Source organism: Asticcacaulis sp. P4_H10 (assembly GCF_056400965.1).
Window position 1 is genome coordinate 117,516 of sequence record NZ_JBFUKH010000011.1, and the last position, 22,940, is coordinate 140,455.

25 protein-coding genes are annotated in these 22,940 nt (G+C 61.1%); 13 read left to right on the plus strand and 12 right to left on the minus strand.

The features are described 5' to 3' along the window. Positions 1 to 391 precede the first annotated feature (391 nt). A complete protein-coding gene (locus tag AC1DON_RS20000) occupies positions 392 to 2,251 on the plus strand; it encodes a hypothetical protein (protein WP_476936584.1) in 1,860 nt (619 codons plus the stop codon). A 163-nt stretch (positions 2,252 to 2,414) separates the two neighbouring features. Next, positions 2,415 to 2,795 (plus strand): hypothetical protein, encoded by a 381-nt coding sequence (locus tag AC1DON_RS20005; RefSeq protein WP_476936585.1) that lies wholly within the window; start codon positions 2,415 to 2,417, stop codon positions 2,793 to 2,795. A 23-nt stretch (positions 2,796 to 2,818) separates the two neighbouring features. Here the strand turns inward: AC1DON_RS20005 and AC1DON_RS20010 are convergent, their stop codons facing one another. The 5 genes from AC1DON_RS20010 to AC1DON_RS20030 all read right to left on the minus strand — a co-directional run bounded on the left by AC1DON_RS20010 (position 2,819) and on the right by AC1DON_RS20030 (position 8,931). Further along, a complete protein-coding gene (locus AC1DON_RS20010; RefSeq protein ID WP_476936586.1) occupies positions 2,819 to 4,771 on the minus strand; it encodes a M61 family metallopeptidase in 1,953 nt (650 codons plus the stop codon). 88 nt (positions 4,772 to 4,859) lie between these two features. Continuing rightward, positions 4,860 to 5,441 (minus strand): hypothetical protein, encoded by a 582-nt coding sequence (locus AC1DON_RS20015; protein WP_476936587.1) that lies wholly within the window; start codon positions 5,439 to 5,441, stop codon positions 4,860 to 4,862. A 69-nt stretch (positions 5,442 to 5,510) separates the two neighbouring features. Then, the gene (locus AC1DON_RS20020; RefSeq protein WP_476936588.1) at positions 5,511 to 6,395 is read right to left on the minus strand and encodes a pirin family protein; all 885 of its coding nucleotides are present in this window, start codon (positions 6,393 to 6,395) and stop codon (positions 5,511 to 5,513) included. Between the two features lie 33 nt (positions 6,396 to 6,428). Beyond that, positions 6,429 to 7,106 carry a hypothetical protein gene (locus AC1DON_RS20025; protein ID WP_476936589.1) on the minus strand — a complete coding sequence of 226 codons (678 nt, stop codon included), beginning with the start codon at positions 7,104 to 7,106 and terminating at the stop codon, positions 6,429 to 6,431. Between the two features lie 439 nt (positions 7,107 to 7,545). Next, positions 7,546 to 8,931, minus strand: coding sequence for a cation:proton antiporter (locus AC1DON_RS20030; RefSeq protein ID WP_476936590.1), 1,386 nt, complete (start codon positions 8,929 to 8,931; stop codon positions 7,546 to 7,548). A 216-nt stretch (positions 8,932 to 9,147) separates the two neighbouring features. On the opposite strand from AC1DON_RS20030, the gene AC1DON_RS20035 reads away from it, so the two are divergent. Both AC1DON_RS20035 and AC1DON_RS20040 read left to right on the plus strand, forming a co-directional pair. Then, a complete protein-coding gene (locus AC1DON_RS20035) occupies positions 9,148 to 9,402 on the plus strand; it encodes a type II toxin-antitoxin system Phd/YefM family antitoxin (protein WP_476936591.1) in 255 nt (84 codons plus the stop codon). A 2-nt stretch (positions 9,403 to 9,404) separates the two neighbouring features. Continuing rightward, a complete protein-coding gene (locus tag AC1DON_RS20040; protein ID WP_476936592.1) occupies positions 9,405 to 9,908 on the plus strand; it encodes a PIN domain-containing protein in 504 nt (167 codons plus the stop codon). Here AC1DON_RS20040 and AC1DON_RS20045 read toward each other — a convergent pair whose 3' ends face one another. Beyond that, complete coding sequence (locus AC1DON_RS20045) at positions 9,909 to 10,238, minus strand: hypothetical protein (protein WP_476936593.1); 330 nt, start codon at positions 10,236 to 10,238, stop codon at positions 9,909 to 9,911. A 295-nt stretch (positions 10,239 to 10,533) separates the two neighbouring features. Then, on the minus strand, positions 10,534 to 11,331 hold the full coding sequence (locus AC1DON_RS20050; RefSeq protein ID WP_476936594.1) for a glycosyltransferase family 2 protein: 798 nt from the start codon (positions 11,329 to 11,331) through the stop codon (positions 10,534 to 10,536). Positions 11,332 to 11,528: 197 nt separating this feature from the next. Between AC1DON_RS20050 and AC1DON_RS20055 the strand changes: the two genes are divergently transcribed. Beyond that, positions 11,529 to 11,687 (plus strand): hypothetical protein, encoded by a 159-nt coding sequence (locus AC1DON_RS20055; protein ID WP_476936595.1) that lies wholly within the window; start codon positions 11,529 to 11,531, stop codon positions 11,685 to 11,687. A 15-nt stretch (positions 11,688 to 11,702) separates the two neighbouring features. On the opposite strand, the gene trhA is transcribed toward AC1DON_RS20055, so the two are convergent. Beyond that, positions 11,703 to 12,359, minus strand: coding sequence for a PAQR family membrane homeostasis protein TrhA (gene trhA, locus AC1DON_RS20060; protein ID WP_476936596.1), 657 nt, complete (start codon positions 12,357 to 12,359; stop codon positions 11,703 to 11,705). Between the two features lie 142 nt (positions 12,360 to 12,501). Further along, positions 12,502 to 13,470: a cation diffusion facilitator family transporter gene (locus AC1DON_RS20065; RefSeq protein WP_476936597.1), complete on the minus strand. Its 969-nt coding sequence runs from the start codon at positions 13,468 to 13,470 to the stop codon at positions 12,502 to 12,504. A 214-nt stretch (positions 13,471 to 13,684) separates the two neighbouring features. On the opposite strand from AC1DON_RS20065, the gene AC1DON_RS20070 reads away from it, so the two are divergent. The 8 genes from AC1DON_RS20070 to AC1DON_RS20105 all read left to right on the plus strand — a co-directional run bounded on the left by AC1DON_RS20070 (position 13,685) and on the right by AC1DON_RS20105 (position 20,469). Next, positions 13,685 to 16,654, plus strand: a complete 2,970-nt coding sequence (locus tag AC1DON_RS20070) for a TonB-dependent receptor (protein ID WP_476936598.1) — start codon at positions 13,685 to 13,687, stop codon at positions 16,652 to 16,654. A gap of 126 nt (positions 16,655 to 16,780) precedes the next feature. Then, positions 16,781 to 17,104 carry an ArsR/SmtB family transcription factor gene (locus AC1DON_RS20075; protein WP_476936672.1) on the plus strand — a complete coding sequence of 108 codons (324 nt, stop codon included), beginning with the start codon at positions 16,781 to 16,783 and terminating at the stop codon, positions 17,102 to 17,104. After that, positions 17,101 to 17,310, plus strand: a complete 210-nt coding sequence (locus tag AC1DON_RS20080; RefSeq protein ID WP_476936599.1) for a hypothetical protein — start codon at positions 17,101 to 17,103, stop codon at positions 17,308 to 17,310. Before AC1DON_RS20075 ends, AC1DON_RS20080 begins: the two co-directional genes overlap by 4 nt. 2 nt (positions 17,311 to 17,312) lie before the next feature. After that, complete coding sequence (locus tag AC1DON_RS20085) at positions 17,313 to 17,717, plus strand: DUF1801 domain-containing protein (protein ID WP_476936600.1); 405 nt, start codon at positions 17,313 to 17,315, stop codon at positions 17,715 to 17,717. A 2-nt stretch (positions 17,718 to 17,719) separates the two neighbouring features. Beyond that, positions 17,720 to 18,025, plus strand: coding sequence for a hypothetical protein (locus tag AC1DON_RS20090; protein WP_476936601.1), 306 nt, complete (start codon positions 17,720 to 17,722; stop codon positions 18,023 to 18,025). Next, on the plus strand, positions 18,022 to 18,435 hold the full coding sequence (locus AC1DON_RS20095; RefSeq protein ID WP_476936602.1) for a DUF1801 domain-containing protein: 414 nt from the start codon (positions 18,022 to 18,024) through the stop codon (positions 18,433 to 18,435). Before AC1DON_RS20090 ends, AC1DON_RS20095 begins: the two co-directional genes overlap by 4 nt. Next, entirely contained in the window at positions 18,432 to 18,851 is a 420-nt protein-coding gene (locus AC1DON_RS20100; RefSeq protein WP_476936603.1) for an SRPBCC family protein, read from the plus strand. Before AC1DON_RS20095 ends, AC1DON_RS20100 begins: the two co-directional genes overlap by 4 nt. 127 nt (positions 18,852 to 18,978) lie before the next feature. Further along, positions 18,979 to 20,469, plus strand: a complete 1,491-nt coding sequence (locus AC1DON_RS20105; RefSeq protein ID WP_476936604.1) for an FAD-dependent monooxygenase — start codon at positions 18,979 to 18,981, stop codon at positions 20,467 to 20,469. A gap of 3 nt (positions 20,470 to 20,472) precedes the next feature. Here the strand turns inward: AC1DON_RS20105 and AC1DON_RS20110 are convergent, their stop codons facing one another. From AC1DON_RS20110 to AC1DON_RS20120, 3 genes are all read right to left on the minus strand, one after another. Further along, positions 20,473 to 20,853 carry a hypothetical protein gene (locus AC1DON_RS20110; RefSeq protein ID WP_476936605.1) on the minus strand — a complete coding sequence of 127 codons (381 nt, stop codon included), beginning with the start codon at positions 20,851 to 20,853 and terminating at the stop codon, positions 20,473 to 20,475. 98 nt (positions 20,854 to 20,951) lie between these two features. Beyond that, on the minus strand, positions 20,952 to 21,287 hold the full coding sequence (locus AC1DON_RS20115) for a DUF1491 family protein (protein ID WP_476936606.1): 336 nt from the start codon (positions 21,285 to 21,287) through the stop codon (positions 20,952 to 20,954). A 5-nt stretch (positions 21,288 to 21,292) separates the two neighbouring features. Further along, positions 21,293 to 22,876, minus strand: a complete 1,584-nt coding sequence (locus AC1DON_RS20120) for a Na+/H+ antiporter (protein ID WP_476936607.1) — start codon at positions 22,874 to 22,876, stop codon at positions 21,293 to 21,295. Between the last annotated feature and the right edge of the window lie 64 nt (positions 22,877 to 22,940).

Sequence of the window (22,940 nt, forward strand, 5' to 3'; positions counted from 1 at the left end):
GGTGCGATCAGGCCATATGGTAACGCGGCATTAAGGACAAGTCGCCAGTAACGTGTGATTCATAAAAGATTATATTTTCAAAGTGACACCATTGATGTATGGTGGTTCTGGTCAATTTTGGTAAAAAATCGGCCTCCGTATAATCGCCGGATGTACGCGTAAAGTCGAAGTGCTTTTGTGTACCTTGTAAATTCAGTTCAAAAAATATCACGGTGAGTATTCCGGCACGGCCCACGTGAACCGGTCATGTATTTCTTATGTCATTTCTCAAAATACCTGCATCATAATGTGATGCGGATTGCGTCCCCCTGTACCTAACTATCGATATGACCGGACGTTTGAGCCGGCCGCGCCGGGCGGCCGCGACGTTCCGTCCTAAAGGGATATCCTCATGACACTCATGCGAAGCCTGCTATTGGCCACGGCCCTGTCGTCCTTGGCCGCAACCGCAGCCATGGCGACGCCGCAATGCGTCGACCTGGGTTATGGCAGCCTGCCGGGCGCCAAGGGCAACAAGCTCTATCTCTATTTCCCGACGACCGATGACGCCACCTATCCCAGCTTCGGTGACAGCAATACGCCAACCCAGCCAGCGCACCGTTTCGATGTCAGCGAACTGACAAGCTACACGGGCACGGCGACGGCCCTGAAGAATGCCATCTTCGACGTCGTCAGCGATGACTATTGCGAGTTCAATGTCGAGGTCCTGCAAACGACGACGCGGCCGACCAGCGGGCCGGCGCGGCGTAACGTCGTGTCCATCGGCACCGATACGGCGGAATGGACGGACGCAGAGGGCTCTCATTGGGCCTGGGGTCTGGCCCAGGACGTCGATACCGGCGACGCCACGGCAATCGATTACTCTAAAGTCTGGGCGGGCACCTATCAGTTTACGGCCGGCGGCGCGGGTGGAGCGCTGAACGGCGCCAATTCGACCCTGGAACGCTGGGCGCATTCGATCGGCGGCACGGCGGCCCACGAAGCCGGCCACAATTACGGCCTCAGCCACAATGACGGCCTGCCCGTGGCGGCCGGCGAAGACGTGCTTACGCACCACCTGATGGCAAAGGGTTCGAACTACTCGGATGAGCAGCGCGCCGCCTATCGCCGCCACTTCAGCAACCACGAATACGAGGTCCTGGCGGCCAATGTCGGCCTGTCGGTCCAAACCATGTGGAACTGGGACTTCGTCAATCCCAATGCCGAAACGGCGGTCAAGGTCCGCATCAACTTCCTCAGCAGCCAGGCGTCGATGACCGTAAACGGACCATATCTGGGTGACCGTTCGCCGTGGAACACGCCAACCGTATCGGGCGTTCTGGGCTCACAGAGCTTCCAGGGGACGTCGTACAACAAATTCTCCGTCACCTGGTCGACAGCCAAGGCGTGGACGGGCGGAGCGGCCGGCGAGGTCGCCGGCGGCCAGGTCTTCCACGTCGGCACCGGATTTTCAGGCGTCAATTACAACACCACCAACCCGATCATCATCACCAGCGTCGACCTGATCGACGCGTCGAACAACGTCCTGACCCTGCACCCGCGCATCACTGGTTTCGATACCGGCGCGCTCGACGCCAGCGACGGCAGTTTCGCCTTCCAGGCGATCAACTTCGAAGCTGCGCCTCTGATCCTCGCGGATATCCGGGCGGTCTTCCTGCCGCGCCTGCTGTCGATCGACGCCATGCTGCCGGGCGAACAGAAGCTGACCGACATCTTCGGCCAGCCGCTGAAGCCGTGGCGCGAGGCCCGCATCGGCGTCACCAAGACGACACTCAAGCGCGGCCAGGCCGTCCGCATCCCAATCGCGAAACTGTCGGATCGCCCGCACTTCGTCGAAACCCTGACCGAGGCGGACTGCAAAGGCCAGCGCGGGCAGCGCGCCGACCGCAACGACGACCATCCCGACACGGCAGGCTGCCGCGCCGGCACAGTGGCGTCGCTGTTCCCGTCGACCACGACCTATATGGCGGCCACGATCATCGATCCCCAGGCCAGGCACTGGGACGCGGAGAAGAAGGCCTATGCTGTAGGGCCCGTCGAAAGCCGCATCTTCTATCAGGTCGCCGGCATCCATCCGGACCTGAACAAGAACCGTATCGACGATTTCGTCGAGATCGCGCAAAATCCGCGCCTCGACGCCAACAAGGACAGGGTCATCGATGCTGCTCAACGTAAGCGCCGCATACCGGTCGCGACAACGACCCTCCCCAAGACCGTGGCCAAGACCGCCGTGGTGCAACCGAAGCCGTAAGGTCTTGCCTCCGCTGGATCGGAATGAGTTTAGATGGAAACACCATTCCGATCCAAGTTCTGGCTTTGTCGCGATATTTTGTCGAAAACCGCTTCACACTTTTCGACATATCGCTCTGCTGGCGCTTCTTGCGCTGGCAGCGACCCCAGCCGCCTGCGCCAGCGTGGACGTTCTCCAGGCACGCGCAGAGGCTGGCTGTTCGCAGGAGGACCTGCCGGCCACCATCATCACCGTGTCCGAGGGCGGCGAACCAAAGGTCGAGTTCGAAGTCACCGGGCTGGGCAGCGGGCAGGTGCCGCCGGTATTGCGTATGACGACGGGGCGGAGGACACCCGGTGCCCCCTATCTGGCTCGCGCGGCGTGGGTGGGCGGTGGTGGGCGCACGGTCTTGTCCGGCACCCTGGCCTTGAGCGAAGTCGTACCCGGCGATCACCTGTCCGGCCGCTACGATCTGACGGCGCCAGAGAACCGCAAGATAGGGGGCCGCAAGATCGCGGGCAGCTTCCACGCCCCCTGGCCACGCGGCGCCGTGGGGTGTGGTTAAGAGCGAACCGCCCTTATCGTAACCTACTTCTTCTCGGCCAGAATGGCGTCGAGCAAGGCCGGCTTGCCCTCGATGCGTTCCAACTGCGGATAGCGCAGGCCGCCCCTATAGTCGATCGTGTAAGTCTTATAGGTCTTGCCGCGCTTGATCAGCAGTTCGACCGGTTTGCCGTCGGGTTTCGCCGCCTCCGTGACCGCCGCCTTGATGCCGTCGGCATCGAAGGCCTCGCCATTGACGGCGACGACGGTCATCCCCTGCCCCAGCCCTGCCTTGAAGGCCGCGCTGTCCCAGAAGACGCTGGAGATGTCATTTGTCGATGCGTTGACGGTCAACCCCAGCGAATAGGTAAGGTCGACGATCTTCAGCTTCTTTTCGCGCGCCTTGAACCAGTTGGTCGGCTTGTCCTTGTAGACCAGCTTGTAGCCACCGCGCTCGAAGCCGTCGAGGAAGGTGCCTTCGGATGTCTCGCCGACGCGCTTTTTCAGGAAGCTGGACCAGTCGTACGGATAGACGCTGTTGAGCACCGCGACGACGTCTTCGAAGGTATAGGTTTCGGGCGTGAACTGACCGTCCTTGATGCCGTAGAAGGCAGAGGCGAAGTCATCGAGCGACTTCTTGTTGCCGGTCTTCTCACGGATCAGCGTGTCGGCATCGAGCCAGATCAGCAAGCCGACGCTGTAATAGTCTTCATTGCGCTGCTGGCTGGTCCAGTTCTTGGGCGCCCGCGCCGACAGGATCGGGTCGTTGGTGGTGTCGAGCACCGGTCGCCACTTCGACGCGGTATAATTGTCGTAAAGCGCCGCTGTCAGGGCCAGCGACTCCTTCGTCATGTCGGCCGTGTACAGGCCCGAACGCGCCGACAGCACATAACCCCAGTATTGCGTCTGGCCTTCGTAGACCCACAGCAGGCTGTTCTGCATGGGCTGCAGGAAGTCGGGTTTGTAGGAATCTGCGCCCCAGCGGAACTTGCCGTCCCACGAATGGGTATATTCGTGGGCCAGCAGGTCGCGACCCACATATTCCGTCGGCCAGTCGGTGAAATAGTTCGAGACGTGGCCGTTTTCCGACGAGCGATGGTGCTCAAGGCCGATATCGCCTAGTTCTTCCGACAGGTGGAGCAGGAAGTCGTAATGGTCGTAGTGCTGCGACTTGTAGAGCTTCAGCGCCTGGGTCACCAGCTTGCGGTGGATGGCGACCTGATCGTCGGTCGCCGCCAGATCGCCCGGCTTGTCGGCAAAGACATTGAGACGAACGGGCGTTGCGGCGCCCGGGGCCCCACCCTGAGGTGTTAAGTCGATCAGGCGATAATACTTGCCGGCGAACATCGGCGAATCGACAAAGGCCTCATAGGACAGCGGCTTGAAGCTCACGGCGCCGTCCGGCCCTTGCCCCGCCACATCCAGCGCCGAGGCGTGCTTCCAGCCCTCCGGCAGTTTCAGCGACAGCTCTACAGGAATACGGCTTGTGTAATAGCCCGCCGGATACATGGACAGGTTTTCCCACTGCAGGTTGGCCATGACGTCAGTCACGACCACCCGCCCGGCCGTCGTCGTCATCGGCGACAGGAAGTCGAACTCTGCCGTCACTTCGGTCACGCCGTCGGGTACGGTGACGTGGAAGGCCGTGACCTCGACCGGGTCACGCAGCCATGTCAGCGTCTTGCCGCCCGCCGAAAACCGGACATTGGCGATCTTGTCGGCTTGCGGSCGCGGCGCGTGCTTGCCAGGCATCCAGCGCGGCATGACCAGAACCAGGTCGCCGGCCTTGGCCACAGGGACGGTCTGGCGAACGCGCAGGACGCGCTGCTGGGTGTCGGTAGCGTCGACAAAGACCTTTAAGGTGCCGGGATAGGCAATGTCCTGCGAGACCGGAATAGGCTGAACGGCCGGGGCCTGGGCAAAAGCCTGGAAGGCCAAAACTTGCGAAGACAGGCAGGCAGCCAGCGCGGCGGCATTGGCGAAACGAAGAAGACGCATGAAAGATCCTTGGGTACGCTATCCGGCAGAGCAGCCAAGCCCAGAATGTCACCATTGTAAAGATGGAAACGACACCCGTATCAGGCGTTTATTGGCGATAACTCGCCACAAGCGACTGAAAAGCCGGCTGGAATTCCTCGCGCGCCGCCTGGGTCCGCGCGCCCAGGATGAAGACGAGGTAGTATTTCACACCGTCGCCATCGGCCTCCTCGCCATAGGCCACCGTCTCCCATATGCCGTTCGTGTCCTGCGGGGCCGGGTCGAAGACGCGGCTGCGCAGCACCTGACCGTCAGCCGTGATCAAATCGCCGCCGGCGCGAACCCTGAGGCCGGGGTGGGCGCGCTCGAAGGTCACCTGGTCGTCAGCCATGAAGCCGGCCGCCGTCACGGCCTGTCCCTTCAGCGGCTGGGCATTGGCGTATATGAAGACGTCGTCGCGGCCGTCCTTCGGTACCAGGAAGGCGACATTATAGGTCTGGCTGAGACGGGTATCCTGCACCCATTTCGGTGGCGGCGTCACCTTGGGCCACCACCGCAGGCACAGGCCAGCGCATTTGGGATTGTCGAGCATGGTGGTCTTGACGATTTCGGCGGATGCACCGACGGGTGCGACCAAGAGCACTGAGGCCGCCGCCATTCCCATCATCGCCGAAACGATCGCGCATTTCATGCCCAAGCCCCAAGCCTGCCAAAACCCCTGTGTTCACTGTAACACAGTTAGAGGGCTTGGCCAGACCGGCTACTCTGGCAGTGGAATGAACTCGACTTCGTCGCCGGGAACCTTGGCGAAGCGCTGCGCTTTCCAGTCTTCCTTGGCCTTTTCGATACGTGCCGGATCGGACGACACGAAGTTCCAGTAGAGGTGCCGCTCGCTGAAATGCTCGCCGCCAATGATAACAAGGTGAGCATCCTCGCCGGCCTGCATCCTGACCTCGGCGCCGGGCGTCAGGATAACCATGGTATGGGCGGGAATGCGCAGCCGGTCGATTGTTACCTCGCCGTCGCAAACATAGAGCGCGCGCTCTTCGGCGGTGTCGGGCGCCTCCAGGACATGACCGGCCTTCAGGTGCACCTCGACATAAAGCGTCCGGGCATAGGTCTTCACCGGTGACGTCAGGCCGTAGGCGTCGCCCATCATGACCCGGATGCGGGCGCCATTGTCGTTGATCCCGGGAATGACGTCTGACGGATAATGGTAAAACGCCGGGTCGATCTCCTCATCGGCTTCCGGGAGGGCCAGCCAAAGCTGAAGCCCGTCGAGATTGCGCTTGCGCGCCAGGGCTTCGTCCTCCTCACGCTCGGAATGGACGATGCCCTTGCCCGCCACCATCAGGTTGATGTCCCCGGGCGCGATGACAGAGCGTGTGCCCAGGCTGTCGCGATGCAGGATATTGCCTTCGAACAAATAGGTGACGGTCGCCAGGTTGATGTGCGGGTGCGGCCGGACATTTACACCAATGCCGGGCTGAAACACCGCTGGTCCCATATGGTCGAAGAATATCCATGGCCCGACCATGCGCCGCTTGGCGAACGGCAGCAGGCGGCGGACGTGAAATCCGCCCAGATCCTTTTCCCGCGCCGGAATGACCATTGAAATCGAAGCCGGCAGTTCCAATTCGCGCATTCAAAGTCTCCGGATTAGTGTTGGGCGATCATATTATCTGCGGCGCTTGCGGCGCGACTTTTTCTTGCTTTTGACCGGCGCGTCCGCCTTGGGCGCCTCTTCGGCTGCCGCCGCCTGGGTTGGTCCAGCGGGCGCGCCGGCCACCGGCACGGGCAGAAGCTCGACAGTCTGCTGAAGCGCGATGTCACGCTGGGAGAAACGGTCGCGCAGCGTCGCCTTGATCGTATAGACGCCTGGCGCGTCCTTGGACTCGAAGGTCACCACCGGCACGCGGTCGCGGTTATCGAACACGCCCCTGCCCTGGCCGATACTGCCCAACCAGACCGGCAGGTCCTTGTAATCGCTGTTGGCGTAGATATTGCCGTCGGGCGCCAGGATCTTCAGGTCCATTGTCACCTTGCCGACGGAATTGAGATCACCCGCAGGCCCTGTAAACAGTACCTTGATGGCCAGCTTGGCGCCCGGCTCGGCGCGGGCGACGCGGCTCAGGCTGCGATTGGCGGTCGCGGGCTTGGCGAATTCCGCAAGCTCGGTCTCCGGGATGACGATCAATATGGCTGAAAACGGCCCGTTGCGATCGGGAAAGCCCGCACCGGAGTCGTAGCTGGTGGTTGCGGTGGAATTCGGGATAACGGTGGGCGTCTGGGCAAGGACCAGGCCTGCCGCCATCCACGTGCTGACTACGCCCGTGACGAAAAGGCTTCGCTTCATGCCCTCTTCCCCTTCAATGTCTACATCTTATGTCACGCCGCATCGCAACATGACAACAAAAGAATCCATCCTGGCCTCGCGGGCAAGGGCACACAAAAAATCCCATGCCCGCGGGGACGGACATGGGAGAGGCACCAGGGACAGGTAAAAAGCTAAAGCTCATGTTGTAGCACGCTTGAGATCTTGGTCGGGAAGGCAGGCGATGCAGCGACCGAAATCGGCGTGTTTCAGAGTCAGATTCATTGGACGTCAAGGCCTCCGTGGTCACGACGTCGCGTTCCTTGCCGAGGTCCTGATCGAGGCGCGCCGAAGTGTAGTCGTGATAACAGAGGCTGCCGCGCAGAAAGGCTTTCGCGGAAATCCCGCGCCCAAAATTAGGTTGTCCGGAAGAAAAAAAAGCCGGGCTGCCTTAGGGATGAAGCAGCCCGGCCAAGGGGGATCAGGCAGTGGTATTGTCGGGCACGGCGTCCAGCTCGCCGCTTTCACGGGCCTTCTTGCCGTAGACCATTTCGAAGATCGGAGAGGCCATGACCGTGGTGATGATGGCCATCATGACCAGCATAGCGAACAGAGGCAGGCCGATAATGCCCTTCTGCAGGCCGATATTGATGATGATCAGTTCCATCAGACCACGCGAGTTCATCAGGGCGCCGATACCCAGAGCCGTGCGGTTGTCTTCGCCGGTCGCGCGGGCCGCCAGGTAGCAGGCGCCGAACTTGGCCACGACCGAAGCCGCCAGGACTGCGCCGGCCACCAGCAGCATCGACCATGAATTGACCATATCCATCCGCGTGTTCAGGCCGGAATAGGTGAAGAACATCGGCAGCAGAACGATGACCGCGAACGGTTCGACCTTAAGCTTCAGTTCTTCGACGAACTTGCCGCGCGGCATCGCCGTGCCGAGGATGAAGCCGCCGAAGATGGCGTGGATGCCGACGGCGTCCATGATAAAGGCGGAAAGGAAGAAGCAGATCATGGTGATGGCCAGGACCGTGTAGGTCATCTCGCCCTTTTTCTCGACCATGCGGCCAAGCGGCGCCAGCAGTTTTGAGCCGAAGAAAATGACGAACAGGGCGAAGCCCACACCACCGACGATCGCCAGCACAGCCACGCCAGGACCGGCGCCGAAGGTCGCCAGCACAACAGCCAGGACGCACCACGACACGGCGTCGTCAAAGGCGCCGGCGGTCAGGGACAGGGTGCCCAGCGACGAGTTGGCCAGGCCGCGTTCATTGATAATGCGCGCCAGCATCGGGAAGGCGGTCAGGGCGATACAGGCGCCCATGAACAGGGTCGCATTGAACCGTGAAATACCTGGTGTAAACAAGCCCGGCACGGTCAGCAGCCACGGCGTGATCAGGATGGCCAGCGCGAACGGCGCGGCAATACCGGCCATTGACACCATCATCGCGCTCTTGCCCTTGCTCTTGAAGTGGTCGGCGCGGAAGGTGCAGCCCACCATGAACATGTAGAGGCCGACGCCAAACTGCGCGCCGGTATAAAGGACATTCTTCATCTCCTTGGGGAAGATTGCGCCCTGGATTTCGGGAAGGAACAGGCCGAACAGCGATGGCCCGAGGATGACGCCCGCGATCATTTCACCGACGACCTGCGGCTGGTGCAAAAGCTTCTGACCCAGCCAGCCCACGACGCGGCAGGTCACGATAATCACCGCCAACTGCAGGAAAAAGTGGATCGAAAAGTCACTCGGCGCGTACAGCTTTGTTATGCCGTCGGGGCCTAAAGCGCCGTGCGGCGACAACACGTTGGTGATTTCGTGAAGAGTGGCGTCCCATATACTGGGCGCCGTCGTTGCGGTAATCATGAATTCTCCCGGACTCTGATTTCAGAAGGACGGACTATTTTCGCCGTCTTGGCCCGAGCGTTGTGTTGATATTTTCGTTATGGCAAGCATAAATTTTCAACAAGGGTACATACCAACCCTTTTATTTTGCTTAGGATTTTTTTTGTTGCCGACAGACAACACTGTAGTAATGTAGAAAAGTAATTTGAGTGAGCAATTGTAGGAACCTAGCATCAAATGAGCACCATGACGAGCCGCGAATTCAACCAGGATGTCGGCAAGGCCAAACGCGATGCCAGGCTTGAGCCGGTCTTCGTCACTGACCGCGGCCGACCGACCCATGTACTGATGAGCTTCGATGCCTTTCGCCAGTTGACAGGCCGGACCGAGTCGATTGTCGATCTGCTGGCCATGCCCGAGCCGGGCGCGGAGGTGGTCGACCTGGATACGGGACGCGGCGGCAGTTGGGATCGCCGCGAGGAAGGTTTCTAGGTATGTATTTGCTCGACACCCCTGTTATTGCCGAACTGCGCAGCGCAAAATCCGGGCGCGCCGACGAACACGTTACGCGCTGGGCGTCGAACGTTCCCGCGCAAAATCTCTTCATCTCGGTGATGAGCCTTTTGGAATTGGAAGGCGGTATCGCCGAGGTCCAGCGCAAGGACAAGGTTTTGGGGGCCGCCCTGCGCACCTGGATCGACGAGACGGTACCTGCGGCCTTCGAAGGCCGGATATTGAGCGTCGACCTGGCGGTGACGAAACGGCGTGCGGCCTTGTCGTTCGCCGAAGGCAAGGACCGCGACGCGCTGCTGGCGGCCACCGCCCTGACGCACGGCCTGACTATAGTGACGCGCAGCCTGTCGGCCTATCGCTTTTCGAAGGTCAAGCTGTTCAATCCCTGGGGATACACGGCCGAAGACGAGGATGCCGAAGCCGACTGGCAGGACGTGTCACGCAGCGGCCCGCTGTGGCTTAAGAACCTGTTCCTGCGCTTCTGATTACTCCCTGTAATCGCTGTGATTGGAAAAACGCGCCTTAAAGTCAGCGCTATCGCTAAAGAAGAGGGTTAGGTGCTGACCAACCTCAGGGTCATCCCAATCCTGGATCGCGATTGCAGCATTTTCCAGAATTTCATTTTGGCCAACACGTACAGACAGTGACTTCCCGTTGTCACCGGCATCCAACCCATCAATCGTATTTGCGTGCTTTCGGCGATCGTATCGGTCCGCCGGCACAAAGGGACCGAAAGCAACGCCCATTGACGCATCCAGATGCTCAAGCATTGCCGTACCGATGAAGGCCTTCCCCTTATAAACACTGACTTGCATCCGGGGAACCTCACGCCATGAATCATAAAAGCGGGAAAAGATGCCCGCTTAACACGATTATATCAGTTTCGACATGGTTCGGGCACCGTCCTCGCCCCCGGACAGCGAAGGCAAAAAAAAGCCGCGCATTGCGGCGCGGCTAAAAGTTTTACAGGGAGGAAACGCCCAGGAAGGGCAATCAGCGCGAAAGCGCCGAACACCCTCAATATATGCTGCAATGCAGCACAATTCAAAGCCTTTTGCGGGTTTTTATGTCAACTCATGTTACAATCGTCAGACAATAATGTGAGCGCTATCAGGCTACCGGCCGGCCGCGCGAAAAGAGACCGCGCACACCGCTCCACGGCATGTCGAAACGCAGGCTGATGCGCCGAACCGGGCGCCGCACAAGCGACAGCAGAGCCAGGTTCTGCCGGACAACCATGACCGGCGACAAGACGCGAAAAACATCCGCAGTCATCGTCAGTTCGGCCAGGAGACCGCGCCACGCCCCGACCTTCTGGGCCTTGCGGATATTGAATACGGCAGGCCAGTCGACCACAGCGACCGCCAGGCGGGCATCGGTGATCAGGTTGTTGATGAAGACTTCACCGCCCCAGCGCGGAAGGCGGGTCATTTGCTCCAGATGCGGCTTGACCAGCCAGGCCGGGATGAGCCGCTCACCCGACACGAAGTCGAGGCCAAGCGCCCGGTAAAGCGCCAGACTGTTGGCACGCAGGCTGATGCTGATCCCAGCGGTCCCGCTCCTGACCGGTGCGGCCAGGGCGAATATGTCGGCTGCCGTCAGTCCGGCCAGGTCGGCGTCGATCAGCATGAAATAGTCACCGCGCGCCGCGGCCATGCCCTGGCTTAGCGCATAGGTCTTTCCCCGGTTGTGCGGGTAGGAGATCAGCGTGACGTCTGGAAAGGCCTGCGCCAATACGGCGGTATCATCGGTCGACCCGTCATTGACGACGATGATTTCGGACAGCAGCGGATGACCGTGCACAGCCTTGAGGATGTCGTTGATTTTATCGGCTTCGTTGTAGGCGCAAATGATGCAGGAAATGCGTCCCGCCGGGTCACCGGAATGCTGCTCTTGCCTGTCGTCCATAGGGATGCCGATGCGTTTTTGCCCCGGACCGACATTCGGTTAACGCAGGGTTTCGCCGCAATGCGGACGCCTGGGCCCACGTGTCAGTTTCCGGTAAGGACGCGCGCTATCCTTCCCTTATCCGTGACGGTCCATTCCTTATCGACATTGGCACGGCGACACGCGCACAATCACCTCTTATTGCAAAGGAGGCCGTCATGGCTGAACAGGAACCGGTGAACACCCAGGATATCGATAGCGCCCGGGCGCTGAAAGACAAGGTCGCCGACACCTTAGGCGACGGCGCGTCGCTGATTCGCACGCCGGAAGAGGCGCGCAAGGCGGCGCTGATCCACAAGATCGAGAACGGCGGTTAAGCCACGTTCGAAAACCTAATGCGAAGTGGCCAGTACCACGCCGACCAGTACGGCGGCATAGTGGGTCGCGGCGCCGGCCAGTACGTGACCGTGCCAGATGGCGCGGCGGAACTTGAGCGTCTTCATCATATAGAAGATGGTCCCTACGCTGTAGACCACGCCACCCGCTGCCAACAGGATCATGGCCGCCATCGGCACTTCACGAACCATGGGACGAATGGCGATGATGATCAGCCAGCCCAGAACGAGATAAAGCGGGATCCAGAAGATCTTGCCCAATCCCGGCAGGAATAGCTTACCAAGCATACCCAGGCCGGCCAGCGACCATACGGCGATGCTCATGCCCCAAGCCCAGCCACCCGTCAGCGCCTGGGTCGTAAACGGCGTGTAGGAGGCGGCGATCATCAGGAAGATACCCGCGTGATCGAGGCGCCGCAAAAACGGTTGCCAGCTCGGTTTGGCGAAATTGTAGGCTAACGAGAATGCCAGCATGGCAATGAAGCCCAGGGCATAGACCGTCACCGCTGCGACCTGTCCCAGCAGGCCCTGACTGACGGCCAGGCCCAGAGCCAGGCCACCGCCGAACAGTGCCATGGCCAGGCCGACAATATGCACGACGAGATCGGCATAACGCGCGCCAAGGGACGGATAGTGAGCGGGTGTTTCGGTCATGTCGCCAATATAGTCGCGGATGTGAGAAATCCAATTCAACTTACGTGAACGTCAAGTAACAAAAATGTCCGTAAGGGAAGGCTGAAGCACTTCCCGCCGAAGGCCATCCTCTTGCCGCGCGGAAACGCGATAACGGCAAACCTCAAAGACTGTCGCTGGAGGACAGGGAACAGGCGTGCGCGCCATCGCCGGTCTCGACCTGGATCGTCACATGCTCGATGCCAAAGATGTGCGCCAGTTCCTCCGCGGCCTCATGCAGGAAACCATCGCCGGGATGGCCGTCGGGGACGGTAATGTGCGCCGTCAGCGCCACCTCGGTAGTCGACATCCCCCAGATGTGCAGGTCGTGAACGTCACTTACACCGGGAAGTCCGGCTATATAGGATTTCACGGCGGCCAGGTCGATACCTCTGGGTACGCCTTGCAGCGCCAGGCGGATCGATTCTCGCATCAACCCCCACGTCCCCCAGACGATGACGACCGACACAGCGATCGACAATGCAGGATCGACCCACAGCCAACCCGTCCGGACGATAACCAGGCCGCTGATCACGACAGCCGCCGATACGGCTGCGTCGGCGGCCAGGTGCAGGAAGGCGCCCCGGACATTCAGGTCGCCCTGCCCGCCGGCGAACAGCCAGGCGGTAAAGCCGTTGACGAGGATGCCGAGCGCTGCCACCCACATAACGATTCCGCCCTCGACCGCCTCGATCAGCGTAAAGCGCTGGGCTGCTTCCCAGACAATGCCGCCGACCGCGACCATCAGCAGAAGGGCATTGAACAGCGCTGCCAGGATAGACGCGCCGCGCAGGCCGTAGGTGAAGGAGGCGTTTGGCTTTCGTTGTGCCAGCGCCCAGGCGCCCCACGCCATCAGCAAACCAAGCACGTCGCTGACATTATGTCCGGCGTCCGCCAGCAGGGATAAGGAATTGGCCTTCAGGCCGTAGATTACTTCGAAGCCTATGAAGGCTGCATTGAGGCCCGCCGCCCATAGAAACCGCGCACCGAAGGACGTCGGCGCAGGATGATTATGGCCGTGACCATGGTCGTGTCCCTTCGTGTGGGAATGGCCGCCGGATGGGCCGTGCGCATGAGAATGTTCGTGAGCCATGATTATCTAAACCAGCACATTTTGTCACAATTGATCGAAAATGACGTGGAAAGGTCACAATGGATCAAATTTGTACGATTAATATTGCGCATAACGGGGTTGTCTGACAAATTTACCGTCTGAAAAGGGAACGACTCGCCGGCCTCGTTCACTTTCAATCTCCATACATGCGTCGCGTATGCGCCGGCGGCAATTACAAATGTCAGGGAAGACAATGACCAGGAAACTTTTACTCTCGAAGAGAGCGCATCTGTGCGCGACAACGGCGGCGGCCGTTCTTCTTACTGCCATGGCCGGCGCGGCCTTCGCCCAGGATGCGGCGCCCGCGGCTGAACCAGCCGGCGACGATAGCCAGGTGGTTGTCGTCAAGGGCTTCCGTGGCAGCTTGCAGAGCGCCCTGGCTATCAAGAAGCGCAGTGCCGGTACGGTCGATGCGATCGTCGGTGAAGACATCGGCAAGTTCCCAGACAGCAACCTGGCCGAATCGATGCAGCGCATCCCCGGCGTCACCCTGTCGCGCGGCGACGGCGGTGAAGGCCGTAACGTCTCGGTCCGCGGCCTCAGCGCCCAGTTCACCCGCGTCCGCGTGAACGGCCTGGAAGGCGCATCGCAAACCGGCTCTTCCGACATCTACGGCGCCGGCAACAGCGGCCGCAGCTTCGACTTCAGCGCCTTCCCGACGGAAATCTTCTCGTCGCTAAGCGCCCGCAAGACGGCCTCGGCCGATATCGAAGAAGGTAGCCTGGGCGCAACCGTCGACCTGCGCGCCCCGCGCCCGTTCGACTTCCGTCAAAAGACCCTGTTCTCGGTCACGGCGCGCGGCGTCTATAACGAAATCTCCAAGTCGGTCGATCCACGCGTCTCGATGGTCACCGGCTGGAAGTCGGAAGATGGTACTTTTGGGGTTGTCGGCTCGCTGTCCTATGCCGATCGCAACCTGCGCGAAGTGGGCTATTCGGCCGTGGACATCCTGTCGTCAAACACCAACGGCCTGAACGGCAACCCGTTCTGTACGCCGATCGGCGTAACGCCGGAATCGCCCTCTTCCACAACGCACGCTGCGCATGGTGCATCCAGCACGAATTGTTCGACCAACAACCCGCGCACCGGCACGGTCGCGGCCTGGAACAAGATCATCAATCTGCGCCGCGCGGACGCACCGACCGTTGCCGGTTCCGGCGCCTTCCTGCCGCGTATCCCGCGCTACGTGAACTCCGAACAGGATTCGCAGCGTTTCGGCGGCACGCTGAGCCTGCAGTGGAAGACAGACGATACCAACATCGCTGTCGACTACATCTACTCGCAGTTCGAAGTTGAGCGCCGCGACAACTATATCGCCGGCCTGTCCTTCGCCCGCTCGGCCAGCAACCTTGGCCAGCCGATGGTCTCCGTCAAGGATATCGAATTCGATTCCAATGGCTCGCTGGTCTACGGCCTGTTCGACGGCGTCGATCTGCGCTCGGAAGGCCTGGTCGACCAGTTCACCACGACCTACAATCAGGTCAATGTCGCTGTGACGCACAAGTTCAACGACAAGTTCGAAGTGTCGGGTTACTTCGGCACATCGAAGTCGGTCCGCGACGACCCGATGCGCCTGCAGACCTTCCTGGACATCATCGACGCCGACAATTTCTCGATCGACTTCCGGGGTGGCGAGACGACACCTCAAATCAACTTCGGCGTCGATGTTTCCAATCCCGCCAACTGGTCTTACGCACCGAGCGTGACGCAGGGCACGGCGCCGCTCAACTGGACGACCGTCTACGGCGGTTTCTCGCTGCAAGGCAAGCCGGCCAACAACACGACGACCAACGACACCGTCAATCTGGATGCGAAGTGGCACGCGACGGACGAACTGACGTTGAAGGCCGGCGTGCAGTCGCGCGTCATCGACTTCCAGTCCTACAACCTCAGCCCGACGCCGGCGACATCGGCCTTCAAGCCGCTGCCAGCCGGCACCACGGTCGCCAGCATCAGCCGGACGATCGATGGTCTTGACGACCTGTGGGGCCAGGGCGCTCCGGGAAGCTGGGTCGCCATCGATTCCGCCAAGTGGCGTGAAGCCGTCAATTTCGACAGCTTCACCTATTGCGGCGTCGAATGCGGCGCGGCCAAATCCCAGATCAAGGAAACCACCCGCAGCGCGTACCTGATGGCCGAGTTCGACACCGAACGCCTGGGCCTGCCGGTTCGCGGCGACGTCGGCTTCCGCTACTACAAGACAGATCAGCTGGCCGTCGGCCATATCGCCGTCGCCGCGCCTGCCGGATCGCAATACGCCCAGATGGGCAAGCGGAACGTCGTCGAGCGCTCCTATGACGATATCCTGCCGTCAGCCAATGTCGTTGTGGAAATAACACCCAACCTGCTGGCACGCGTCTCCGCCGCGAAGGTCATGTCGCGTCCGGAACTGGGTAACCTGATCCCGAGCAGCGGCATTACCGCCACCACCCGTACCGGCAACGTCAACAACCCGTTCCTGGATCCGATCAAGGCCAAGACCTTCGATGCCGGCCTTGAGTGGTACTACCGTCCGGGCTCGGTCGTCTCGATCGGCTACTTCTACAAGGACATCGAGTCCTACATCCAGCGCGTGACCGAACAGGTCCCGTATCGTTCGCTGGGCCTGCCGGACTCGCTGCTGGACAACACCAACACCCTGCCGACCGAAATCTTCACCGTCGGCCGCTTCCAGAACACGCCGGGCGGTCCTCTGAAGGGCTTCGAAGCCAATGTTCAGGCTGAGCTCGACTTCCTGCCGGGCTTCTGGAGCCACTTCGGCGTCCTGGCCAACTACACGCACGTCGAATCCGAAATCGACTACGTGCTGAGCGCCACGGCGACCACGACGGCGGACCTGATCGGCCTGTCGCGCGACTCGGCCAGTGGTACTGTTTACTGGGAAAACGATACCTTCAGCGTCCGCACGACGGCCAATTACCGCAGCAAGTATATCCGCGGCATTCCGGCGTCGGCAGGCTCCAACCTGCAAGGCAATGACGACACCCTCTATGTCGACCTGTCGGCATCGTGGAACCTCAGCGACCGCCTGAAGCTGATCCTGGAAGCGCAGAACCTGACCGACGAACAGAACCGCCTGTTCATCGACAGCGTCCGCGAAGACACCCTGTTCGAGCTGCGTAACGGCCGCACGATCACCTTCGGCGTCAACTACAAGTACTAAGCTCCCGAGTATTTCCAACGGAAAGGCCGCCTCGCAAGGGGCGGCCTTTTTTGTGCGAAATTAGCTATTGACGAACTCATAACTCGTCAGTTATATGTCAACTCATAACCGAGGAGTTATGAGTTGTTGCCTTCCGGACCCGAAATTCTGTTTCGCACACTGGGTGATCCCACCCGGCGCGCCATCTTCGAACGGCTGTGCCGCAACGGAGAACAGACCGTCGCGGCGCTGACGGCGCAGGCCGGTGTCTCGCAGCCGGCCGTCTCGAAACACCTGGGTGTGCTGAGAGAGGCCGGACTGGTGCGCGATCGCCAGGAAGGCCGCCAGACCCATTACAGCGCCCTGCCCGGCGCGCTGTCACCGCTCACCGACTGGGCGCAACAAATGACCGGATTCTGGGAGAATCGTTTCGACGACCTGGATGACCTGCTGAAAAGGATGGACCAATGACCAACGGAATACGCCAGTTTCATCGCTGGGTGTCGATCATCTTCACCCTGACCGTCGCCGCCAACTTCGTCGTCATGGGCTTCGGCCACCAGATCATGTGGGTCACTTACGCGCCGCTGCCGCCTTTGTTCCTGCTGCTGTTCACCGGCCTGTACATGTTTGCCCTGCCCTATATGGCCAAGGGGCGAGCCGCCCGGGCGCAATAGCGATGTCCGCCCCCAAGCTTCTGTCCGGCGGCAATCCGCAGATCGCCAAGGGATATGGCGATGCGGTCGTACAAGCCTATATCGCCGCCATGCCGGACTGGAAACGCGCTGTCGGCTGCCGGATCGACGCCATTATCGCAGACACAGTGCCCGGCGTGAAAAAGGCAGTGAAGTGGAACACACCGTTCTACGGCCTTGAGGACGACCTGTGGTTCGCCTCGTTCCACTGCTTCACCAAATACATCAAGGTGACCTTCTTCCAGGGCGCGTCGCTGAAACCGGCGCCCAAGGGAAAGTCGAAATACCCGGCCGTGCGTTATTACGATATCCATGAAGGCCAATTCGACGAAGCACAGTTTGCCGACTGGATCAGACAGGCCAGCCAATTGCCCGGCGAGAAGCTGTAGCCATGAAACCCAGAGTCACGGTCTGCGTCCTTGCCGACGGCAGTTTTGAAATCCTGATGAACGAAGCCGGACGCGATCTCATGGTCGAGGAAATGCAGCGGCTCAATCATCACAACGACCATTTTCACCTCGACCACTACGACGATCCGGACCTGGACACGGATGTCGCCCTGTCAGGCATCCCCTACCGCGCCGACGACAAGATCCTCGAGTACGGCAAAATCCTGCTGCGCCCGGACGAATGGGATCTCAAATATTTTCCGCATGTCCTTGCGGCAAACCATAATGAAGAAGGGACTTCCTCATGAAACAGCCTGTTCCTGGTCGAGACCATCTCAGTGTTCCCGAAAAGATCGATGCCGCCATAGGCGACCTGGCCGACTGGCGCGGCGAAACCCTGGCGCGCGTCCGCGCCCTGATCCATGAAGCTGATCCCGACGTGGTCGAAGAATGGAAATGGGGCATCCCTGTCTGGTCGCACGACGGCATCCTGTGCACCGGCGAGACCTACAAGGCCGCGGTCAAGGCGACCTTCCCAAAGGGGGCGTCGCTCGAAGATCCGCACGGCCTGTTCAATTCCAGCCTGGAAGGCAATGCCCGCCGCGCCATCGACTTCAAACGGGGCGAAGCAATCAATGCCGACGCCTTCAAGGCGCTGGTCCGCGCCGCTGCGGTGCTTAACGCCGCCAACCCGCCCGCGAAAAAGAAGAGCAAATGACCGAAACCAAGACCGTCACCGTCGAGCGCGAATTTCCGCATCCTCCGGAGCGCTTGTGGCGCGCCCTCACCCAGCCCCACCTGATGGAGGAATGGCTGATGAAGAACGATTTTCAGCCCAGCGTCGGGCACCGCTTCAATCTGCGCGGCGACTGGGGCGGCGTGCTGGACTGCGAAGTCCTGACGATCGAGCCCGGCAAGGCGCTGTCCTATACGTGGAACTTCGCCCACGACGATCCGGCCTATAATCTCGACAGCGTGGTGACCTTCACGCTGACGCCGACCGATACGGGCACGCACCTCCGCGTCGAGCAAGCGGGCTTCCGGCCGAACCAGCCGCAGGCCTTTGGCGGCGCGATGCACGGCTGGCGGCAAATGCTGGAGAAACTGGAGGGCGTCGTGGCGCGCGACGATTAAAACCGTGCCCATGCCCACAGTTCTTATCTGGGGTTGAACTTATTCATTACAAGAATTGCCCGCCAAAAATCTTTCCCTTAAATAACAATGCCTTGCTTGAAAGAATTGTCCAAACAGGGAGATGAACATGGGTAGGCACGATGTTCTGATCGCCGGCGCAGGCCCGACAGGCCTGATGCTGGCGGGGGAACTGGCCCTGGCCGGCATCGACGCCGCGATAGTCGAACGCCGTCCGGACCAGACGCTTATCGGGTCGCGCGCCGGGGGCTTAAGCGCCTGCACGCTGGAAGTGCTCGACCAGCGCGGCATTGCCGATCGCTTCCTGGCCGAAGGCCAGATCGCCCAGGTCACGGGTTTTGCCGTGACACGCCTCGACATCAGCGACTTTCCGACCCGACACAATTACGGCCTGGCCCTGCGGCAAAAGCATATCGAGCGCATCCTCGCCGGCTGGGTCAGCGAACTGAACGTGCCGGTCTATCGCGGCCATGACGTCACGTCTTTCGCGCAAGACGACGACGGCGTCACCGTCACCCTGTCCGATGGCGGGCATTTACGCGCCCGCTACATTGTCGGCTGTGACGGCGGCCGCAGCCTGGTCCGGAAAATCGCCGGCATTGCCTTTCCCGGCTGGGAAGCGATGACCAGCAATATCCTGGCGGAAGCCGAGATGACGCAGGAACCACCGCTCGGCGTTCACCGCACAGCGCATGGCATCCATGCTTTCGGCCGGGAGGCATACGAAATCCGTGACGGCCAGGTCGTCTATGCCAGCGAAGGCCCCGTCGGCATCATGGTGACCGAGAAAACACCCGGCGCCACGGCCGAGCCGACATTGGACGATCTTCGCGAAGAGCTCATCGCCGCCTGCGGAACGGATTACGGTATTCATAACCTGACCTGGATATCGCGCTTCACTGACATGTCGCGCCAGGCGGAGACCTATCGCCAGGGCCGGGTCCTGCTGGCCGGCGACGCCGCGCACATCCATTCGCCAGTTGGCGGGCAAGGCCTCAATACCGGTGTGCAGGACGCGGTCAACCTCGGCTGGAAGCTGGCCCAGGTGGTGAAAGGTGTTTCGCCCGACAGCCTCCTCGACACCTATCACGCCGAGCGGCATCCGGTCGCGGCGCGTGTGCTGCGCACGACCATGGCGCAGGTGGCGCTGCAACGGACAGACGATCGTACCGAAGCCCTCCGCGACATCGTGACGGAATGGCTCGGCATGGACGTGCTTCGCAAATCGGTGGCCGCTGAAATGTCCGGACTGGGCATCCGTTACGATCTGGGCGGCGAGCATCCGTTGGTCGGACGGCGCATGCCGGATCTCGACCTGGTCACGCCCGGCGGGCCTGTGCGCGTCTTTACGTTTTTAGAGACTGCGCGGCCGGTCTTGCTGGACCTTGGTGCGCCTGGCCGTTTCGATATTACGCCATGGGCGGATCGGGTTCCACACGTTTACGCGACATATGACGGGTCGTGGGAATTGCCGGCGATTGGCGAGGTTGCTGCCCCCACCGCCGTACTCATCCGGCCCGACGGCTATGTGGCGTGGGTCGATGACGGGCAGCCGAACAGCCTGCATGACGCCCTGGCGGCCTGGTTCGGCGCGCCGTAAGACTTAGGCTGCCATCCTGTGCCAGACTTCCTGGTCGACCTTGGAGGCACTCAGCATGCCGGCCATCTGTTGCTGGTACAGGGCGCCGACATCGTCGGGATTGACCGACTTGAAGTCCGCGTCGACGCTGTTGGGATTGCCGTCAGCCTTCAGGACGAAGAACTGCGCGGCATTGATGCGCGGCATCTTGAGGTGGATCAGCAATGCCAGACGGCGGGCGCGTTCCGGATTGCGTTTATGAACCTGCGGGTCTTCGGCAAACATCTCGCGGCCCAGCAGCGCGATATATTCCGGGCTGAGGGCCTGGAAACGTTCGGCGTCCAACGGCTGGATCATGCGGTTGGAGTCGATATCGAAGATGTGGTCGTTGAGAAGAAAGTACAAAGCGGCACCCTGAAAGCGTGAACAGGACGCCATAATGACACAAAGGGTTGTGGATTCCGTCAAGGAAGACAGTTAACCCGCGTTGACCATGTTGCGGTCTACACGACGGGCTCGGTCAGAAAATGACGCCCTTCGACGTCCTCGATCTCGACCACCCACAGGTCGGGATCGTACTTGACCTGGCGCGCGATCCAGGCGTCGATATCGGGTTCATTGAGCGTCTCGACCGGCCGCATCCACTTGCTGCCGCCCTCGTCGCCTTCGCCTGTCTGGACCTCGCGCAGCACATAGGCGTCGCGGGTCCGCAGGTTCAGGACCTTGACCAGGACAGCGCCGAACTGCGCGTGGCCCTTGCGTGCGATGAAGGCAAACGACCCGGCCTGTTCGACCCGGCGTATCAGAGCGCTGACCCAGATGTCGGAGGACAGAAGCATTTTCGTTACGCCATGGCTGAGATGGCACTCAGCTCCTCAAGATCGAGGTCGCGCTCAAGTTCATGCAGGGTCTCGTCGTCGATCTCGCCGGCGCGGTGCAGGCGGATCAGTTCCGCCCGCCCCGCCGTCACGGCTTCCAGCACCAGGTCGAAGTGGGCGTGCAGCATCGGCCGGTGCTCTTCTTCCTCGGCTGCGTACTTCGTGGACATGGCTGCCTTGCGCTGATAGCGGTCGAGCAGGCGCGGATGGATCAGCTCACCCTTGTCGTCATAGGCGCGGGCCTCGATAATCCTGACCTGGACCTGGGCCATCGACGCCTCGGCCTGGCTCATGCTCAAACGCGCCGCCTCGCCCGCGCCGTCAGTTATGTTGGCCCACCGGATCACGCTGCCCAGGCTCATGCCCTGAATGAGTACAGTCGCCAGGATAACGGCAAAAGCCGCCACCACCATGAAGTCGCGGCCGGGAAAGGTTGCCGGCACGCTCAAGGCTACGGCCAGAGTCACCACGCCGCGCATCCCGGCCCAGCTCAGGACCGTCGCGCACTTGGGGCCGATCGGCGAGTACCGTTTGATGCCCAGGGCGCGGATCAGCGCAGTGATGGCGTCGGCGCCGAACACCCAGGCAAAGCGCGCCAGCGTCATAGCCAGGATAATGAGCAGGATCGGCACGGCCATAGTGTTGAGAATGACGCCGAAGCCGCCGGCGCGATCGACGACATCGCGCAGGGATGAGCCGATCAACAGGAAGACGAACGCTTCCATGAGGAAGATCATGACCTGCCAGAAAGAGACGCCGCGCATGCGTACTGCGGCGGTAAAAACCGTGTGTTGGTACCAGCCGCAGATCAGGCCCGTCACTACGGTGGCAATGACACCCGAGACGTGGAACATTTCGGCCAGCAGATAGGCGGCCCATGGCGCCAGGATCGACGCCGAGATCATCAGGTAGTCATCGCCCAGCCGCTTGACCAGCAGCACCCAGGCAGCGGCGATGATCACGCCCGCCACGGCGCCGCCGGCGGCCAGCATGGCGAAGTTGCCGACCGCGTCGACCGCGCTGAACGCCCCGGTTATGCCGGCGGCAATCGCAAAGCGGAACAGGACCAGGCCCGTGGCGTCATTGAGCAGGCTTTCGCCCTCCAGCAGGATCGACAGGCGGCGCGGCAGCTTCACGGTCTGAAGGATGGCGCGCGCCGACACGGCGTCGGGCGGCGACACGATGGCGCCCAAGGCCGCACACGCCGCCCACGGCAATCCGGGCAGCAGCATGTGCGTCACCACCGCCACGACCACAGTCGTGAAGATCACCGCCCCGACCGACAGCGAGATGATGCCGATCATGTGCCGCTTGAGCTGGGAGATGGCGATGAACCACGCCCCGTCCATCAATAGCGGCGGCAGGAAGATCACCAGCACCAGTTCCGGATTGAGCGAAATGACTGGCAGGCCCGGCACGAAGGCCAGAAGGGCGCCCCCGGTCAGGAGCGCCACAGCCGGCGGCAGTTTGAGCTTATGCGCGGCATAATGCAGGGCGATGATGGCCAGCAGCATCGCTATGACCAGTTCAAAAGTATGCACTGGGTCCATGACACGCTCCCGGAATCGCTTAGGCGTTTAAAGTAACGGCCATGGCCCTTGAGTCAACAAACCG